The organism is Mangrovicoccus sp. HB161399 (assembly GCF_013184745.1).
In the GTDB taxonomy this organism is placed as follows: domain Bacteria; phylum Pseudomonadota; class Alphaproteobacteria; order Rhodobacterales; family Rhodobacteraceae; genus Mangrovicoccus.
Genome location: NZ_JAATVU010000008.1, coordinates 123,372 through 139,581, shown reverse-complemented (window position 1 = coordinate 139,581; position 16,210 = coordinate 123,372). Strand labels below are relative to the sequence as shown.

At 70.5% G+C, this 16,210-nt stretch carries 12 protein-coding genes; 11 read left to right on the top strand and 1 reads right to left on the bottom strand.

Translation table 11 applies throughout. From position 1 onward, the window contains the following. Positions 1-62 precede the first annotated feature (62 nt). From HCC78_RS06695 to HCC78_RS06650, 10 genes are read left to right on the top strand one after another with little or no spacing between them, the layout of a single operon-like run. The gene (locus HCC78_RS06695) at positions 63-2,117 is read left to right on the top strand and encodes a type VI secretion system Vgr family protein (protein WP_172327968.1); all 2,055 of its coding nucleotides are present in this window, start codon (positions 63-65) and stop codon (positions 2,115-2,117) included. A 10-nt stretch (positions 2,118-2,127) separates the two neighbouring features. Further along, positions 2,128-2,724 carry a hypothetical protein gene (locus HCC78_RS06690; protein WP_172327967.1) on the top strand — a complete coding sequence of 199 codons (597 nt, stop codon included), beginning with the start codon at positions 2,128-2,130 and terminating at the stop codon, positions 2,722-2,724. Position 2,725: 1 nt separating this feature from the next. Beyond that, positions 2,726-3,019 (top strand): PAAR domain-containing protein, encoded by a 294-nt coding sequence (locus tag HCC78_RS06685; RefSeq protein ID WP_172327966.1) that lies wholly within the window; start codon positions 2,726-2,728, stop codon positions 3,017-3,019. 6 nt (positions 3,020-3,025) lie between these two features. After that, positions 3,026-4,447, top strand: coding sequence for a type VI secretion system-associated FHA domain protein TagH (gene tagH / locus HCC78_RS06680; RefSeq protein ID WP_172327965.1), 1,422 nt, complete (start codon positions 3,026-3,028; stop codon positions 4,445-4,447). Next, positions 4,448-5,788, top strand: a complete 1,341-nt coding sequence (tssK, locus tag HCC78_RS06675; protein WP_172327964.1) for a type VI secretion system baseplate subunit TssK — start codon at positions 4,448-4,450, stop codon at positions 5,786-5,788. A gap of 31 nt (positions 5,789-5,819) precedes the next feature. Further along, positions 5,820-7,193: a type IVB secretion system protein IcmH/DotU gene (gene icmH, locus HCC78_RS06670; RefSeq protein WP_172327963.1), complete on the top strand. Its 1,374-nt coding sequence runs from the start codon at positions 5,820-5,822 to the stop codon at positions 7,191-7,193. Further along, positions 7,190-10,864 carry a type VI secretion system membrane subunit TssM gene (gene tssM, locus HCC78_RS06665; protein ID WP_172327962.1) on the top strand — a complete coding sequence of 1,225 codons (3,675 nt, stop codon included), beginning with the start codon at positions 7,190-7,192 and terminating at the stop codon, positions 10,862-10,864. Before icmH ends, tssM begins: the two co-directional genes overlap by 4 nt. Beyond that, positions 10,864-11,562: a type VI secretion system-associated protein TagF gene (gene tagF / locus HCC78_RS33605; protein ID WP_172327961.1), complete on the top strand. Its 699-nt coding sequence runs from the start codon at positions 10,864-10,866 to the stop codon at positions 11,560-11,562. The genes tssM and tagF overlap by 1 nt, the downstream gene beginning before the upstream one ends. Continuing rightward, entirely contained in the window at positions 11,559-12,272 is a 714-nt protein-coding gene (locus HCC78_RS06655; protein ID WP_172327960.1) for a protein phosphatase 2C domain-containing protein, read from the top strand. The genes tagF and HCC78_RS06655 overlap by 4 nt, the downstream gene beginning before the upstream one ends. Positions 12,273-12,287: 15 nt before the next feature. After that, positions 12,288-13,151, top strand: a complete 864-nt coding sequence (locus HCC78_RS06650; protein ID WP_172327959.1) for a M15 family metallopeptidase — start codon at positions 12,288-12,290, stop codon at positions 13,149-13,151. 266 nt (positions 13,152-13,417) lie between these two features. On the opposite strand, the gene HCC78_RS06645 is transcribed toward HCC78_RS06650, so the two are convergent. Continuing rightward, positions 13,418-14,914: a caspase family protein gene (locus HCC78_RS06645; RefSeq protein ID WP_172327958.1), complete on the bottom strand. Its 1,497-nt coding sequence runs from the start codon at positions 14,912-14,914 to the stop codon at positions 13,418-13,420. A gap of 184 nt (positions 14,915-15,098) precedes the next feature. Between HCC78_RS06645 and HCC78_RS06640 the strand changes: the two genes are divergently transcribed. Continuing rightward, entirely contained in the window at positions 15,099-16,163 is a 1,065-nt protein-coding gene (locus HCC78_RS06640) for an OmpA family protein (protein WP_371743786.1), read from the top strand. The last annotated feature ends 47 nt before the right edge of the window (positions 16,164-16,210 follow it).

The window sequence follows — 16,210 nt, the reverse complement described above, 5'->3', positions numbered from 1 at the left end:
TGCCGGAACGGGCGTTCCGCGGGCATGGCCCGCGGGAGCGGAACACGGAAAGGAAAGGTCCCATGGCCGAAATCACGCCGCCGATGACCATGACCAGCGTGCTGGGCGACAAGGCCCTGCCGGTGGCGCTTGTCATGACGGAAGGGTTCAGCACCCTCGGCGAGATGCGCCTGGACTTCGTCCATCCCGACAAGGGGGTGAAGCTCGAGGATCTGGTGGGCACCGCGGTCGGCGTGACGCTGCCGCGGACCGAGGGCGCGGAAAAGCAGTTCAGCGGCCACGTCATCACCGCCGAGGCGCTCGGCAGCCACGAGGGCAACGCGCTCTACGCGCTGGAGCTGCGGCCCTGGCTGTGGTTCCTGTCCCGCGGCGCCGATTGCCGGATCTTCCAGGAGAAGACCGCGCTGGAGATCGTCAAGGAGGTGATCTCGGAATACGGCTTCTCGGGCGACCTGACCGACCGGACCTCGGAAAGCTTCCCCACCCGCACGATCTGCGTGCAGTACCGCGAGAGCGACCTCGATTTCGTCTCGCGGCTGATGGAGGAGGAGGGGATCTACTACTTCTTCGAGCACGGAGGCGGCAGCACCAAGATGATCCTCGCCGACAGCGCCTCGGCGCATTCGGCCATCCCGGCCGCGCTGCCGCTGGAATTCAAGGACGTCGCCGCGAACATCCAGTCCGAGCATGTCTATGCCTGGGACGAGGCGGAATTCGCGCCCTCCGGCAAGGTGACGCTGGCGGATTTCGATTTCGAGAAGCCGCGCGCCGACCTGACCGCGGCCAAGGCGATCCCGAAGGGCAAGCATTCGCTGAAGGATGTCGAGGTCTACGACTATCCCGGGCTCTATGCCGAAACCGGCGACGGCGACCGCTACGCCCGGATCAAGATGGAGAGCCGCGCCTGGAAGCACCGCACCTTCGCGGCCGGGGCGAACGTGGCTGCGGTGACCTGCGGCGGCACGATGAAGCTCGACCGCCACGAGCGCACGCAGAAATCCGAGGAATTCGTGGTGATCGGCGTGACCCATACCGTCATCATGGGAGAGGACTCGGACCCGACGGCGGGCAGCGGGCTGGGCGCGGGGCGGCGCATTGCGCGGGTCCAGGGCAATCCGCAGGACGACCACCTGGCCGTGGAGTTCCGCGCGCTGCCGAAAGCCGTGCCCTACCGCGCGCCGCAATCGACGCCGCGCCCGGCGATCGCCGGGGTGCAGACCGCCGTGGTGACCGGCCCCTCGGGCGAGGAGATCCATACCGACAAGTACGGCCGCATCCGCATCCAGTTCCACTGGGACCGGCTGGGCGGCTCGGACGAGACCTCCACCTGCTGGGTGCGCCACATGACGCCCTGGTCGGGCAAGAACTGGGGGATGATCCACATCCCCCGGATCGGCCAGGAGGTGGTCGTGCAGTTCGAGGAGGGCGATCCCGACCGGCCGCTGGTGACGGGGATGCTCTACAATGCCGACACGATGCCGCCCTGGGGGCTCGACGGCGCCAAGACCCAGTCGGGGATCAAGACGAATTCCTCGAAGGGCGGCGGCGGCTACAACGAACTGATGTTCGAGGACAAGAAGGACGAGGAGCTGGTCCGCTTCCAGGCCGAGACGGATTACGAGCAGATCGTCAAGAACGACGCAACCATCACCGTGGGCTCCGACAAGAAGGACCCCGGCAACATGACGCTGACGGTGCATAACGACCTGACCGAGACGGTGACCGACGGCAACCATTCCTTCACCGTCTCCAAGGGAGACCAGACGATGGAGGTCACGCAGGGCAAGCAGACCGAGACGGTGCAGGGCGATGTCGCGCTGACGGTGAAGCAGGGCAATGTCACCCGCACGGTCAAGACGGGCAACATGACGACGACGCTGAATGCCGGGAACTATTCGCTGAAATGCTCCGCGGGCAAGATCGAGGAAGAGGCGATGCAGAGCATCGAGATGAAGGTGGGGCCGAGCTCGATCAAGATCGATCCCACGGGGGTGACGATCAAGGGGCCGATGATCAAGATCGAGGGGACCGCCATGCTGGAGGCGAAGGCGCCGATGAGCACCGTGAAGGGCGACGGGCTGCTGATCCTCAAGGGCGGCATGACGCTGATCAACTGAGGCAATGGCGATGGACGGACGGTTTGCAGAGCTGAAGAAGATCCCGGCGGAGCCGGCGGTGCGCCTGCTGGCGGGGGCGAATGCCAAGCTGGCGACGAAACTGCCGCTGCCTGCGAGCGCGTCGGTTCCGGATGTGCTGGCGGGGCTGCAGGCGGCGGGCGCGCAGGTCGACATGCTGCGGCTTCTCTCCGTGGCGCTGCCGGGGCGGGAGCGCAGCTGGTGGGCCTGCCTCGCCGGGCGCGATGTCTGCGCGGCAAGGGGCGAAGAACCGCCGGCGACGCTGCTGGCGGCCGAGGCCTGGGTCTACCGCCCCGGCGAGGAGACGCTGGCCGCCGTGCAGCAGGCGCTGGAGGCGGCGGATGCCGATGACGACCTGACGCTCTGCGCGATGGCTGCGCTCTATGCCGGCGGGCGGCTCGGCGCCGGGGACTATGCCGGGATGGCGGCGCCGCCGGGCGGCGCGGCGGCGGCGGCCTTCGGGGTCAACGTCATGGCGCTCGACCGGCCGGACATGGCGCTGGAGGACGCGGCGGCGGCGCTGATCGACCGCGCGCTGGACATCGCCCGCGGCGGTTCGGGCCGGCCGCGGCAGAAGGAGGAGAGCTGACATGCCCCCCCAGGCAAGGATGACCGACCCCCATGCCGGGCCCTGCACGATGGGCGCGCCGAGCCCGATCCTGCCGCCCTGCGCGCTGACCGTGCTGGTCTGCTCGCTGCCGGCCGCGCGGGTGACCGACATGTCGATGTCGATCACGCCGCCCGCGCCGCCGGTGCCGCATCCGATCGCCAAGGGGTCGTTCACGGTGATGATCCAGAAGCTGCCTGCGGCGCGGATGGGCGATCTCTGCGCGATGGGCGGGACGATCATCATGGGCGCCCCCACGGTCATCACGGGTGGCTGAGGACGCATGCCGGTAACCGTCAAGTTCCAGTCCACGGGCACGGTGCCCGGAGATGGCCGCCCGGTCGAGATGAGGGGCGGCTCGCTGACCATCGGCCGCGGCGCCGAGAACGATGTCGTCCTGCCCGATCCTGACCGGATGATCTCGGGCCGCCACTGCGCGATCGAGGATCAGAACGGCAATCTCGTCGTGGTCGATTTCTCCACCAACGGCACGTTCCTCAACTACGGCAAGGTGCGGCTGGGCCCCGCGCCGACGCCGCTCAACGACGGCGACATCCTGTGCATCGGCAGCTACGAGCTGGTGATCGAGATCGCCGCCGACGCGGCGCCCGGTCCCGCCGCGCTGCCGCCGCTGGAGGACGCCCCGCCGCCCGCCGCGCGCAGCACTGCCGCCGGCTGGCAGCCGGAGGAGGATGGCGGCGATTTCCTCGACGACCTGCTGGGCGAGTCCGCCAAGCCCCGGGGCCATGGCAGCGTCTCGCGCCCGGGGCCGGACGAGGGCGCGGGTGACATCCTTCCGCCGCTCGACCCCGACGAGCTGTTCGCGCCGCCGCCCGGTCCCGCGGGTCCGGCCATGCCCCAGCACGGCCCGGCCGGAAGCGACGCGATGCGCCTGCCGCAGCGCGAGGCGCCGCAGATTCCCGACGACTGGGACAAGTTCCTCGAACCCGGGGAGGACGCCGCGCCGCCGCCCGCCGCCCCCGGGATCCCCGAAGACACCTCGACCGGCGATCCGCTGCCGGCGCCGCCGCCGGTTCCGGAGCGGCCGGAGCGCGCGCCCGAACCGCCGCAGGAGGTCCCTGCGCCCGCCGCGGCCCCGGCCGGGGGCGACGCGCTCCTGGCCTCCTTCCTCGCCGGCGCGGGGATGGAGGGCCTGGCGGTCCCTGCGGACGAGGCGCCCAAGGTCATGGCCCGGGTCGGCCGGGTGTTCCGCGGGCTGGTCGAAGGTCTGCGCGAGACGCTGATGGCGCGGACCATGCTGAAGAGCGAGTTCCGCATCGAGACCACGATGATCTCGCCGCGCGGCAACAACCCTCTGAAATTTTCGGTCACGCCGGAGACGGCGGTGGAGGGGATGATCAGCCCGTCGCGCGGCTTCCTCGACCCCGAAGAGGCGGCGCGCGAGGCGATCGACGACATTACCGCCCACCAGGTCGCCATGGTGACCGGGATGGAGGCGGCGCTGAAGGGCGTGCTGGCCGAGCTCGATCCGGCGAAGCTCGAGGGCAGGATCGCCGCCTCGGGCGGGCTCGGCTCGATGTTCAAGGGCAAGAAGGCGCGCTACTGGGAAGCCTACGAACAGCTCTACGGCGAGATCGCGGGGCAGGCCGAGACCGATTTCCACGAGGTTTTCGCGCGGGAATTCGGCAAGGCCTACCAGGCGCAGCTGAGGCGGCTGAAGGAAGACAGGAGCAGGGGGAGCTAGATGTCCTGGGACAGCAGGGTTCTGTGGAGCGAGGGGCTGTTCCTGCAGCCGCAGCATTTCCAGCAGCAGGACCGCCATACCGCGGCGCTGGCCGCGGGCCTGGCGCAGCGGATCGCGCCCTATGCCTGGGGGGTCTCGTCCTTCGAGATCGACCGCGAGGCGCTGAAGATCGGCCAGTTCGCGGTGAAGTCCTGCGCCGGGATCACGCCCGACGGCAGCCTTTTCCGCGTGCCGGACGCCGAGGACCATCCGCCGGCGCTGGACGTGCCCGCGCAGGTCAAGGACTGCATCGTCTACCTGACCGTGCCGTCGCGGCGGCAGGGCGCGATGGAGGTCGACATGTCGGGCGCGGAACTGTCCGCGGCGCGGCTGCGCCCGGGCGAGCAGCAGGTGACCGACACGATGGGCACGTCCCGCACGCCGGTCACGCTGGGCATAGGCAAGCTGCGCCTGCAATTCGGGCTGGCGGTCGACGACCTCTCGGACAAGGTCCGGATCCCCGTCGCCCGCATCATCGAGGTGCGCCCCGACAGCGAGGTGCTGCTGGACGGCAGCTTCGTGCCCTCGGTCATGGATTGCCGCGCCTCCGCCGTGCTGTCGGGCTTCCTGACGGAACTGGAAGGGTTGCTGGCGCACCGCATGACTGCCCTGTCGGGGCGGCTGACCCAGTCGGGCACGGTCAAGGCGACGGCCGAGATCCAGGATTTCCTGCTGCTGCAGGCGATCAACCGCGCGCTGCCGGTGGTCCGGCATTTCACCCAGGTGGAGAACCTGCATCCCGAGAGGCTCTATGCCTTCCTGCTGGCGCTGGCGGGCGAGCTGGCCACCTTCATGGCGCGCGACCGCCACCCGCCGCAATTCCTGGCCTACCAGCATCACGACCTGACAGTCTGCTACGGCGCGGTGATCCGCGAGCTGCGCAGCTACCTCTCGGCAGTGCTGGAATCGAACGCGGTGGCGATCCCGCTCGACCCGCGGAAATACGGCATCTCCGTCGGTCTGATCGCCGACCGCAAGCTGATCGGCTCCGCGGGCTTCGTGCTGGCCGTCGGCGCCGACATGGCGGAGGAGACGCTGCGCCGCCATTTCGCGGGCCAGGCCAAGATCGGCCCGGTCGAGGAGATCCGTACGCTGGTCAATTCCGCCCTGCCGGGGATCGAGCTGACGCCGCTGCCGGTGGTGCCGCGCCAGATCCCCTACGAGGCGGGCAAGGTGTATTTCCAGCTCGACGCGGCCAGCCCCTACTGGGGCAAGATGACGACCTCGGGGGGCATCGCCGTGCACGTGGCCGGCGAATATCCGGGGCTGACGATGGAACTTTGGGCGATCCGGCAGGGCTAGGCCCGGCCGGCCCGAGTGAAGGGAGGGGCAGATGTCAGACGACGATCCGTTCGCGGAGCCCGGCGATACCGACCGCACGGTGATCCGGCCCAATCCGGGCGGGCGGCGGCCGTCGCTTGCCCCCGAGGCCCCGGCGGCGCGTCCCGCCGCGGCCGCATCCCAGCCGGCGCAGGCGCCGCTGCCGGGCGGGGCGGCGGTGGCGATGACCGGGCCGAACCCGGTCAATGCCGCGGCCTCCAGCCTGTTCGCGCTAGTGGGCCGCATCCGCAACCGCGCCCAGCATGCCGATCCCGAAGAGCTGCGCCGCGCGGTGGTGGCCGAGATCCGCGCCTTCGAGGACCGCGCGCTGCAATCCGGCGTCGACCAGCAGACGGTGCGTGTGGCGCGCTACGCGATCTGCGCGACGGTGGATGACGTGGTGCTGAACACGCCCTGGGCGTCGGACTCCGCCTGGGCGCAGCAGAGCATGGTCGCCACCTTCCACCGCGAGACGGTCGGCGGCGACCGCTTCTACGACCTGCTGGCGCGGCTGGAGCAGGACCCGGCCAAGAACCTGCACCTGCTGGAATTCCTATATGTCTGCCTGTCGCTGGGCTTCGAGGGGCGGCTGCGCGTCGAACAGTCGGGCCGCGACCGCCATGCCGAGATCCGGCTGGGGCTGCAGCGCATCGTCGCCGCGCAGCGCGGCGCGGCGCCCGAGCCGCTGTCGCCGCATTGGGAAGGCGTGAAGAAGCCCCACCGGCCGCTCTCGGCGTGGAAGCCGGTCTGGATTTCCGCCGGGCTTCTCGGCCTCGTGCTGCTCGCCGGATTCCTGGGCCTGAGCTACCTGCTGGGGCTGTCCACCCGCGGCATCGCCGGGCAGCTTGCCGTGCTCGACCCGCCGGGCGTGGCGAAGCTCGACCGCCCGGCGCCGCCCGCGCTGCCCCTTCCCGACGACACGCGGCAGCTCGAAGAGGTGCAGGGCTTCCTGACCGAGGCGATCGAGGCCGGGCTGGTCACCGCGTTCCAGGATGCCAACACCATCACCGTGCGCTTTGCCGGGGCCAACATGTTCGCCTCCGCCTCCGACCGGCTGCAGCCGCAATTCGAGGGTCCGCTGGCCGCGGTGGCGCAGGCGCTGAACGAAAGCACCACCGGCCCGGTGCTGATCGCCGGGCATTCCGACAGCGACCCGATCCGCACTGCGCGCTTCCCCGACAACATGGCGCTGTCGTTGGCGCGCGCCGAGGCGGTGCGGGCGCGGCTCGCCAAGCTGGTCGGCGATCCCTCGCGGCTCCGGGCGGAAGGCCGCTCCGACCGCGAGCCGATCGCCGACAACGCGACCCGCGAGGGCAAGGCCAAGAACCGGCGGATCGAGATCATCCTCCTGCGCGAGGGCGTCGAACAGGGAGGGACCGGCCAGTGAAGCAGGTCTGGAATGCGCTGACGTCTGCGGTCGGCATCCTCGTCATCGTCGCGCTGGTCTTCTCCGGCATCATCTGGCTGGTCGGGCCGCTCCTGGCGATCGGCGAGGCGCGCCCCTTCGACACCGTGACGGGCCGGCTGATCGGCCTTGCCGTGCTCTGGCTGCTGACGCTGCTGCTGATCCTGCTGGTGCTGGTCACCGGACGCAAGCGCGACGAGGCCATCGTCGAGGAAGTGACCGCGCAGGCAGCGGACGACCTTCCGCCCGACGGATATGCCGCCGAGGACGTGGCCGAGATGCGCGGGAAGCTCAAGCGCGCGCTGAAGGTGCTGCGCGGCGCCAAGGGCGGGCGCAAGCGGCTCTATGACCTGCCCTGGTACGTGATCATCGGCCCGCCCGGCGCGGGCAAGACGACGGCCATCGCCAATTCGAAGCTGAACTTCCCGCTGGAGGACGAATTCGGCAAGGCGGCGCTGGCGGGGGTGGGCGGCACGCGCAACTGCGACTGGTGGTTCACCGACCAGGCGGTGCTGATCGACACTGCCGGGCGATACACCACGCAGGACAGCGACGCGGCCTCGGACAATGCCGCCTGGCTGGGGTTCCTCGGCATGCTGAAGCGCCAGCGCCCGCGCCAGCCGGTCAACGGCGCGCTGGTGGCGATCAGCCTTGCCGACCTGTCGAACCAGGACGAGATCACCCGCAGGGCCCATGCCCAGGCGATCCGCCGCCGCCTGCACGAGCTGCGCACGCGGCTGGGCATCCGCTTCCCGGTCTACGTGCTCTTCACCAAGGCCGATCTCGTGGCGGGCTTCGAGGAAACCTTCGGCCGGCTCGGCAAGGACGGGCTGGCGCAGGTCTGGGGCATGACGCTGCCCTTGGGCGATCCGCGCGACAAGACCCCGGCCTGGGACCGGCTGGCGCCGGAATTCGACGCGCTGCTGGCGCGGCTGAACGAGGGGCTGATCGGGCGCATGCAGGAGGAGCAGGACCCGCAGCGCCGCGCGCTGATCGCCGCCTTCCCGGCGCAGGTCGCCTCGCTGAAGCCGGTCGCCGAGGAATTCCTGTCCGAGCTCTTCCAGGAGAACAGCTACGAGCACCGGCAGCTGCTGCGCGGGGTCTATTTCACTTCCGGCACGCAGGAGGGCACGCCGATCGACCGGCTGATGCAGGGCATGGCGCGCACCTTCGGGATCGGGCGGCAGGCGATCGGTTCGGGCCGCGGCTCGGGGCTGTCCTATTTCCTGACGCGGGTCTTCTCGGACGTGATCTTCCCCGAGGCCGGCCTCGTCAGCGCCGATGACAAGGTGGAGCGCCGCTACCGCTGGAGCCGCCGCCTTGCCGTCGCCGCGGCGGTGCTGGCCGCGGCGGGCCTGGGCGGGGCATGGACCCGCAGCTATCTGGGCAACCGCGCGCTGACTGCCGAGGCGGAGACCCAGATTGCCGCCTACCGTTTCTGCATCGAGGGCGTGCCGGGGGCGCAGGGCGCCGGCGGCGCGGTTTCGGAGGAAGCGCCGGGCGCGGTGGAGGCGGCCACGCAGGCGGGCTGTTCCGGCGCCGGCATCCCGCCCGGTCCGGTAGCCGACAGCGACGTGCTGTCGGTGCTGCCCGCGCTGGAGATTGCCGCCGGATTTCCGGGGCAGGAGACCGGACAGCCGGTGCCTGCCGGGCTGGGCTGGGGGCTCTACCAGGGCTATGCGATCGGCAACCAGGCGCGGCTGAGCTACCGCGCGGCGCTGAACCGGCATTTCCTGCCGCGGATCCTGCTGGGCCTCGAAGAGCAGATGAGCCGGTCGATCAACGATCCGGATTTCCTCTACGACGCGCTCAAGACCTATCTGATGCTGGGCCAGCTGGGGCCGATGGACCGCGACTATGTTGCCTCCTGGCTGGCGCAGGACTGGGCGGCGAGCTTCCCCGGCGCGTCCTTCGAGGCCGAGCGCGCGGCGCTGAACGTCCATCTGGCCGCCCTGCTGGCGCAGCCGATGGACAGGATCGAACTGAACAGCGACCTGGTCGGGCAGGTGCAGGACGTGCTGACCGCCATGCCGCTGGCCGAGCGGGTCTATAGCGGCATCCTGGCCAGCGAGGAGGCCCAGGCCCTGCCGGAATTCCGCCTCACCGACATCGGCGGGCCGAAGATCGCCAGCGCGATGATCCGGCCTTCGGGCAAGCCGCTGAACGCGGGGGTGCCGGGCATCTTCACCAAGCGCGGCTTCTACGATTTCTTCCTCGGCGAGGCGGTAAACGTGGTGGCGCGCGTGCAGGCGGAAAGCTGGGTCCTGGGCGCGACCGCGGAGGAGCAGCAGAGCGAGCAGGCGCTGGTGGCACTCAGCCGCGACGTGCTGGACCAGTATTTCAACGACTACAAGCTGGCCTATGACCAGCTGCTGGCCGATGTCGACATCATCCCGATCGAGAGCCTGTCGCGTGCCGTCGAGGTCACCCAGATCCTCTCGGGCCCGTCCTCGCCGATCGCCAACATCCTGACCGCAGTCGATGCCGAGACCCGGCTGGCCGAACCGCCCGCAAGCAGCGAACCGGCGGTCCCTGCCGCGGCGGGCGGCGTGCTCTCCGCGGCCGGCGCGGTGGCGGGGCGGGCGGCCACGCTGCGGCTGGGAAGCGACAGCCGGCTGTTCCTGGAGGAGGTGCAGAAGACCCGCCCGCCGGGGCCGGACGGGCTGCCGCCGCCGCCCGGCAGCTACGTGCAGGAGGAATTCGCCTGGCTTCACAAGCTGGTGGCCAGCGAGGGCGGCCAGCCCTCGGATCTGGACGCGATGATCTCGCTTCTCGGCTCGGTCTATGACGACCTCAATCGGATGAGCATCGCCGGCGGGGTCACCGACCTGGGCTCCGGCAGCGTGGCGCTGACCAATTTCCGCGCCGCCGCCGGACGGCTGGAAGGGCCGATGAAACGCTGGGCGGCGCAGATCGCGGTCGGATCCAGCGGCGTCGCCGCGGGCGGCACCCGCGCGGCGATCTCCGCCAAGTGGCAGGCTGAGGTGCTGCCGGCCTGCCTGCAGGTCACCGGCAACACCTATCCGTTCAAGCGCGGCTCGCGCACCGACGTGCCCCTTCAGGATTTCGGGCGGCTCTTCGGGCCGGGCGGGCTGATCGACGGGTTCTTCACCCAGACGCTGGCGCCCTTCGTCGACACCTCGACCAATCCGTGGAGCTGGAAGCCCGTCAACGGCGAGGATCTGGGGATCTCGCAGAACGTCCTGATCGAGATGCAGCATGCCGCCGCGATCCGCGAGGCGTTCTTCGCCGGCGGTCCCGCGCCGCAGATCCGCTTCCAGGTCAATCCGCAGGCGCTCGACCCCGATGCGCGCGCCGTGTCCTGGGAAATCGACGGCCAGACCATCGCGTTCAGCCAGGGCGACAGCCCGCGCCCGGCGGCAATCACCTGGCCGGGCAGCGTCGGGCTGAGCCAGGTAGTGCTGGAACGGCCGAAGCGCAACTCGGTCAACGACATCTCCCAGACCGGGCCGTGGGCGCTGTTCCGCATCCTCGACGCGGCGGCGCTGCGCGGCACGACCGCGGCGGACCGGACGCGGGTGACCTTCAACGTGGGCGGGCGGATCGCGATCTTCGAGATCCAGGCGGGGTCGCTCGCCAACCCCTTCACGTTGCCGAGCCTCGCGCGGTTCAGCTGCCCGCAGAGCTTCTGATGGCGGCGGGCTTCGGCGCCTACGGCAAGATCCCCGGCCTGGGCGATTTCCTGCGGCTCGGAATGCCGCCGGGCTTCGTGCGGGCCTGGGATGGCTGGCTGCAGGCGGCGATGACGGAGGCGCGCGCGCGGCTCGGGGACCGCTGGACCGGCTGCTACATGTCGGCGCCGATCTGGCGCTTCACCCTGCCTGCGGGCATGGCGGGGGAGGCGGCGGCGACCGGCGTGATGATGCCCTCGGTCGACCGGGTCGGGCGGCAGTTCCCGCTGGCGCTGGCGGCTGCCGCGGATTGTCCGCCGGAGCTCCTGCCGGCCCTGCATCTCGGTGCGGGGCCGGTCTTCGCGGCGCTGGAGGCGGCGGCGCTCGACGCGCTGGAAGACGGCATGGACGCGGCGATGCTGGCGGAGCGGCTGGCCGCAATCGCTCCGCCTGCGGTGCCGCAGGGCATCGGCTTCGCGGCGCCGTCCGGCTGGCTCGACGTGTCGGCCGCGGATGCGGCGGGCCTCGCTGCCGGGCTCGCCTGCGCACTGACCTTGCGCCACGGGGCTCTGCCCGGCTACTGGTCTTGCATCGCCGGCGGCGGCGGGCACCGGCTGATGGTGCTGCCGGAGATGCCGCGGGCGGAGACGGCGGCGGCGCTGTTCGACCCCGCGCTCCGGGAGGGGAGCCGGGCGGCGCCGGAAGGGAGGGACGGGTGACGGTCATCAGGCACAGCGCGGCGACCCATGTCGGCCGCGTGCGCAAGATCAACGAGGACGCGATCCTCGCCCTGCCGGAGCACCGCATCTGGGTGGTCGCCGACGGCATGGGCGGGCACGAGGCAGGCGATTTCGCCAGCCAGACGGTGACGGCATCGGTCGCGGCGCTGCCGCCGGGGCTGGGGCCGGGCGAGATGATGGCGGCGCTGCGCCGCGCGATCCTCGACGCCCATGCCCAGATCCTGGCCGAGGCCGCGCGCCGCGGCCGCGGGCCGATCGGCGCGACGGTTGTGGCGCTGATCCTGGCCAACGACCATTTCGCGGCCTTCTGGGCCGGGGACAGCCGGCTCTACAGCTACCGCGAGCGGCATCTCGACATGCTGACCGCCGACCATTCGATGGTGGCCGAGCTGGTGGCGGGCGGCACCGTCACCTGGGAAGAGGCCGAACTGATGCCGCATGCCAATGTGATCACCCGCGCGGTGGGCGTCGGCGAGGCGCTGGAGCTCGACAAGATCCGCGGCGAGGTGCGCCCGGGCGACCGCTTCCTGCTGTGCACCGACGGGCTGACCAAGCATGTCGGCCCCCGCGAGCTGGCCGAGGTGCTGGACCGCGAGCCGATGGAAACCGTGGCCGAGGCGCTGATCTCGCGCGCGCTGAAGGCGGGGGGGACGGACAATGTCTCGGCCATCGTCGTCGACATCCTGTAGGCGGAAGGAGGGTCCATGCGCGCCGTTCCCTGGCTGATCGCGGCCATCGTCGTCCTGGCGCTGGGGCTCGCCGGGCTCCTGCTGCTGCCGCGGCTGCAGCTTCCGGTCGGAACCGTGGGCGGCGGCGGCGGCATCGACAGCGGCGCGCGGATCGACATCGAGCGGATGCGCTTCCAGCTGGAGAACCAGCAGCAGCGCATCGACGAGCTGGAGGGCCGGCTGAAGAGCCTGGAGGAAAGCCGCCTGCGCCGGCCGGTGCAGCCGGTGCCGGGCGGCCAGGGCGCCGGACCCGGCGCGGGCGGCTTCCGGCAGGGCGGGCCGAACCCGATCCTCGACGCCTATGCCAAGGTCGTGCTGATCGCCGACCGGCTGAACGTCAACAAGGGCATCACCGTCGCCTCGCCGGATTTCCTGCAGGACTTCCTCGGCAAGCCGCGCGAGGTGCTCAGCGACGATTGCGAGCCGATGACCAACCCGGCGCTGAAGGACAAGCTGCGGGTGGAGCAGGTCGGACCGATCCGCGTGAACATGCTGGAGCCCGCGATCGAGAGCCTGAAGCGCGTCTTCGCCCGGATCGAGGCTTCGGACCCGGATCTCTACGGGCTGATCGACACCTCGGGATCGCTCTGCGTGCGCCAGATCCGCGGCACGGTGGGGCGCACCTCGACCCATGCCTTCGGACTGGCGTTGGATGTCAACATCGCCGGGCAGCTCGACAATTTCGCCGACGGGCGGACCCAGCTGGGGCTGATCCTGATCGCCGACTATTTCCACGAGGAAGGCTGGGTCTGGGGCGCGGGATTCCGCCGCGAGGACAGCATGCATTTCGAGGTCAGCCAGAAGCAGCTGGTCGAATGGCGCGCCGAAGGGCTGATCTGACCGCCGGCCGGCGGAGCGCATCCGGCCATTCCTGCGCAATGGTCCGAGGGCGCCCGCAGGCCATGTCCGCCACGGCGGGACGCCGGACGCTTTTCGTCAGGCCAACGGATCGCGGGCAGCGTCCGCACCGCTCCGGAACGCCGATGTCCGATGCGGTTCGGGCGCCTCGGCCTCCTGTTCTTCCGGGAAGCCGAGGCCGCCGATCCGTTCCGGAGCCCGATCTCAGGCCGCCGCGGATGCCGCGCTGCCGGCCGCCGGGCCGGAGCCTAGCGGCAGTCGTTGGCCGCCCAGGCCCGCAGGTTGCGCTTGAACGATCCGCCCAGCGGATGCTCCTTCGCCACCGCCCGCGTCATGCTCTCGCCGAGATAGACCTGCGCCTGGGTGCAGAGCGCCTCGCGCGTCCAGCTGTGGCAGCTGGAGCATTGCTTGTCCTTCCAGATCTCTTCCGGCAGGCCCTCGATCGGCGGGTAGAGCGGCGAGAGCCCGGTCACCTCCATGATCGTGCGGCCGACGATCTCGGGCGCGCCCTCGGTCATCGGCCGGTCGAAGAAGACCGGGGCGGGCTCGGCCTCGGGCTCCGCCGCGGGCGCCCCAGGGGCAGGAGTCGCCGCGGCGGCCGAGGGCTTCGGATCGGGATCGGTGGCAGCCTTCGCCTCGATCCCGGCAATCTCGATCTTCGCCAATTCGGCGAAGACGCCCTGCGGGAAGGCCTCCAGATAGGCGCGGTAATCCTCCAGCCTGCCGGAGGCGCGCGCGGCATCCATCAGCGCGACCTCGCGGTCCTGCGGCGCGGCGGCGGCCGGCCTGGGCGGGGGCGGCGCGTCCTGCCCTGCCGGGGCCACGGCATCGACGCCCATCTCCTCGGACAGCAGCTTCGCCAGCAGTGCCCGCGCCTCGGCGGCCTTGGCGCCCTCGGGGAAGGAGCGCAGGAACAGCATCACCTGCAGCGGGTCGGTGGTCGTGCGCACCGACTCCCAGACCTGTGCCTCGGCGGCCTCCTCGGGACTGAGCTGCCGGGCCGGCAGGAAGGCGAAGTCCTGGGTCAGCGAAGACGTGTCCCAGGGCGTCTGCAGCCCGCCGGTCGCCGCGATCACCTCGTTGCGCACCGTCTTGAACATCTGCTCCACCGGCACGCCCTCGGTCTGCATCGCGGCCGCCAGCGCCGAGGAGAACGGGCTGTTCGCGCCGGTGCCGTCCAGCGCCACCGCGCCCGGCGCCGTGGCATAGGCCAGGAAAGTGCCGGTCGGCGCCTTCATCTCGGCCAGGCCGTTGTCGTTGAGATCGCGGATCGCCTCGAACGGGTTGTTGCGGCAGGCGTCGAGGATGACGATGTTGGTGCGGTTGCGCGCCGAGGCCATCTGGCGCAGCACCGAGGCCGCGTCGATCGCGACCAGGTCCAGGTCGGCGGCATCGGTCAGCTTCGCGTCGACCGGCAGCAGGTAGTTCGCGCCGAAGGACTGCACGCCGTGCCCGGCATAGTAGAACAGCCCGACCGTGTCGGCCCCGCCCGCGCGCAGCGCCTGGCCGAATTCGGCCACCGCGCGCTTCAGCGCGGCCTGGGTGGCGTCCTCCATCAGCGTGACCGCGAAGCCGGTCGCCTCCAGCGCGCCGGCCACCAGCCGCGCGTCATTGCCGGCATTCTCCAGCGACGGCACCGCGGCATAGCCGGAATTGCCGATCACCAGCGCGATCCGCTCCTCCGCCCGTGCCGCTGCGGCCAGCGCCGCGGTGGCTGCCACAGCCAAGAAAATAAAGAAACGCATTGCTGTCTTCCCGTCACGACTGGCGCGAGCCTAGACCACCGCAGGGCGGAGGCCAACGGTCCGCGGAAACGCCCCGAAACCTGTTGCGGACACGTCCGCCGGTCGCGTAGCTTCGCGGCATAGTCTTGCCAGTGAACTTGAACAACAAATGATCTTGTCGCGAAAAAACGTGATTGGAATTGCCGTGACCCGCCGGACCGCCCGCCTCTTCGCCCTTCTCTCCGCCCTGCTTGCCCCCGCGGCCCATGCCGGTCCGTTCGGCAATGGCTGGACGCTTGACGGCGGGGCGTCGTCGCTTCAGTTCCAGTCGATCAAGAACGGCTCGAAGATCGAGATTTCCTCCTTCGCGACCTATTCCGGCACGATCGATCCGTCCGGCCATGCCGAGCTGACCGTGCTGCTCGACAGCGTCGACACCAAGGTCGACCTGCGCAACGTGCGGATGCGCTTCCTGTTCTTCGAGACCTTCGAATACCCGCAGGCGAAGATCACGGCGACGATCCCGCCGGACATGGTGGCGGACTTGGCGGAGACGCGGCGCAAGACGCTCGCGCTGCCCTTCGCGATGGAGCTGCACGGCGTCACCAGGGAGCTGGAGGCGCAGGTGGCGCTGACGCTGATCGGCGACGACCTGGTCTCGGTGGCGACGGCCGAGCCGGTGACCATCCAGGTCGCGGATTTCAACCTCGCCGCCGGGCTGAAGAAGCTGGAGGAAACCGCCAACGTCACCATCGTTCCGGCGACCACGGTGAATTTCAACTTCATCTTCCGCGCCGATGCGGCCGGGACCCCGCAGCCTGCCGCCGCTGCCGCGCCCGCAGCGCCGGCGCCGGTTCCGGCCCCGGCCAGCGCGGCGCTGGAGGCACAGGGCGATTTCTCGCTGGAGGCCTGCGTCGGGCGGTTCGAGATCCTGTCGCGCACCGACAACATCTCTTTCGAGTCGGGCTCGGCGCGGCTGCGCTCCGCTTCGTTTCCGCTGCTCGACCAGGTGGCCGACATCGTCAACCGCTGCCCGGGTCTCGACATCGTGATCGCGGGCCATACCGACAGCGTGGGTGACCCCGGCTACAACCAAAAGCTGTCCGAGCTGCGCGCGGCGGCGGTGGTGGACTACCTGCTGGGCAAGGGCGTCGGGCAGGGGCGCATGACCTCCGTCGGCTACGGCGAGGCCCGGCCGGTGGCCGGCAACGGCACGCCGGAGGGGCGGCTGCGCAACCGCCGCATCGAGTTTTCCGTCGAGGGCGGGTAACGCCGTTCCAGGCAAGGCCGTTGTTCCGCAACGTTGCCTGATATACG

Bases quoted from the DNA above. Each gene is read 5' to 3' on its own strand.
- HCC78_RS06695 (WP_172327968.1), top strand. From the start codon at position 63: ATGGCCGAAATCACGCCGCCGATGACCATGACCAGCGTGCTGGGCGAC.
- HCC78_RS06690 (WP_172327967.1), top strand. From the start codon at position 2,128: ATGGACGGACGGTTTGCAGAGCTGAAGAAGATCCCGGCGGAGCCGGCG.
- HCC78_RS06685 (WP_172327966.1), top strand. From the start codon at position 2,726: ATGCCCCCCCAGGCAAGGATGACCGACCCCCATGCCGGGCCCTGCACG.
- tagH (WP_172327965.1), top strand. From the start codon at position 3,026: ATGCCGGTAACCGTCAAGTTCCAGTCCACGGGCACGGTGCCCGGAGAT.
- tssK (WP_172327964.1), top strand. From the start codon at position 4,448: ATGTCCTGGGACAGCAGGGTTCTGTGGAGCGAGGGGCTGTTCCTGCAG.
- icmH (WP_172327963.1), top strand. From the start codon at position 5,820: ATGTCAGACGACGATCCGTTCGCGGAGCCCGGCGATACCGACCGCACG.
- tagF (WP_172327961.1), top strand. From the start codon at position 10,864: ATGGCGGCGGGCTTCGGCGCCTACGGCAAGATCCCCGGCCTGGGCGAT.
- HCC78_RS06650 (WP_172327959.1), top strand. From the start codon at position 12,288: ATGCGCGCCGTTCCCTGGCTGATCGCGGCCATCGTCGTCCTGGCGCTG.
- HCC78_RS06645 (WP_172327958.1), bottom strand. From the start codon at position 14,914: ATGCGTTTCTTTATTTTCTTGGCTGTGGCAGCCACCGCGGCGCTGGCC.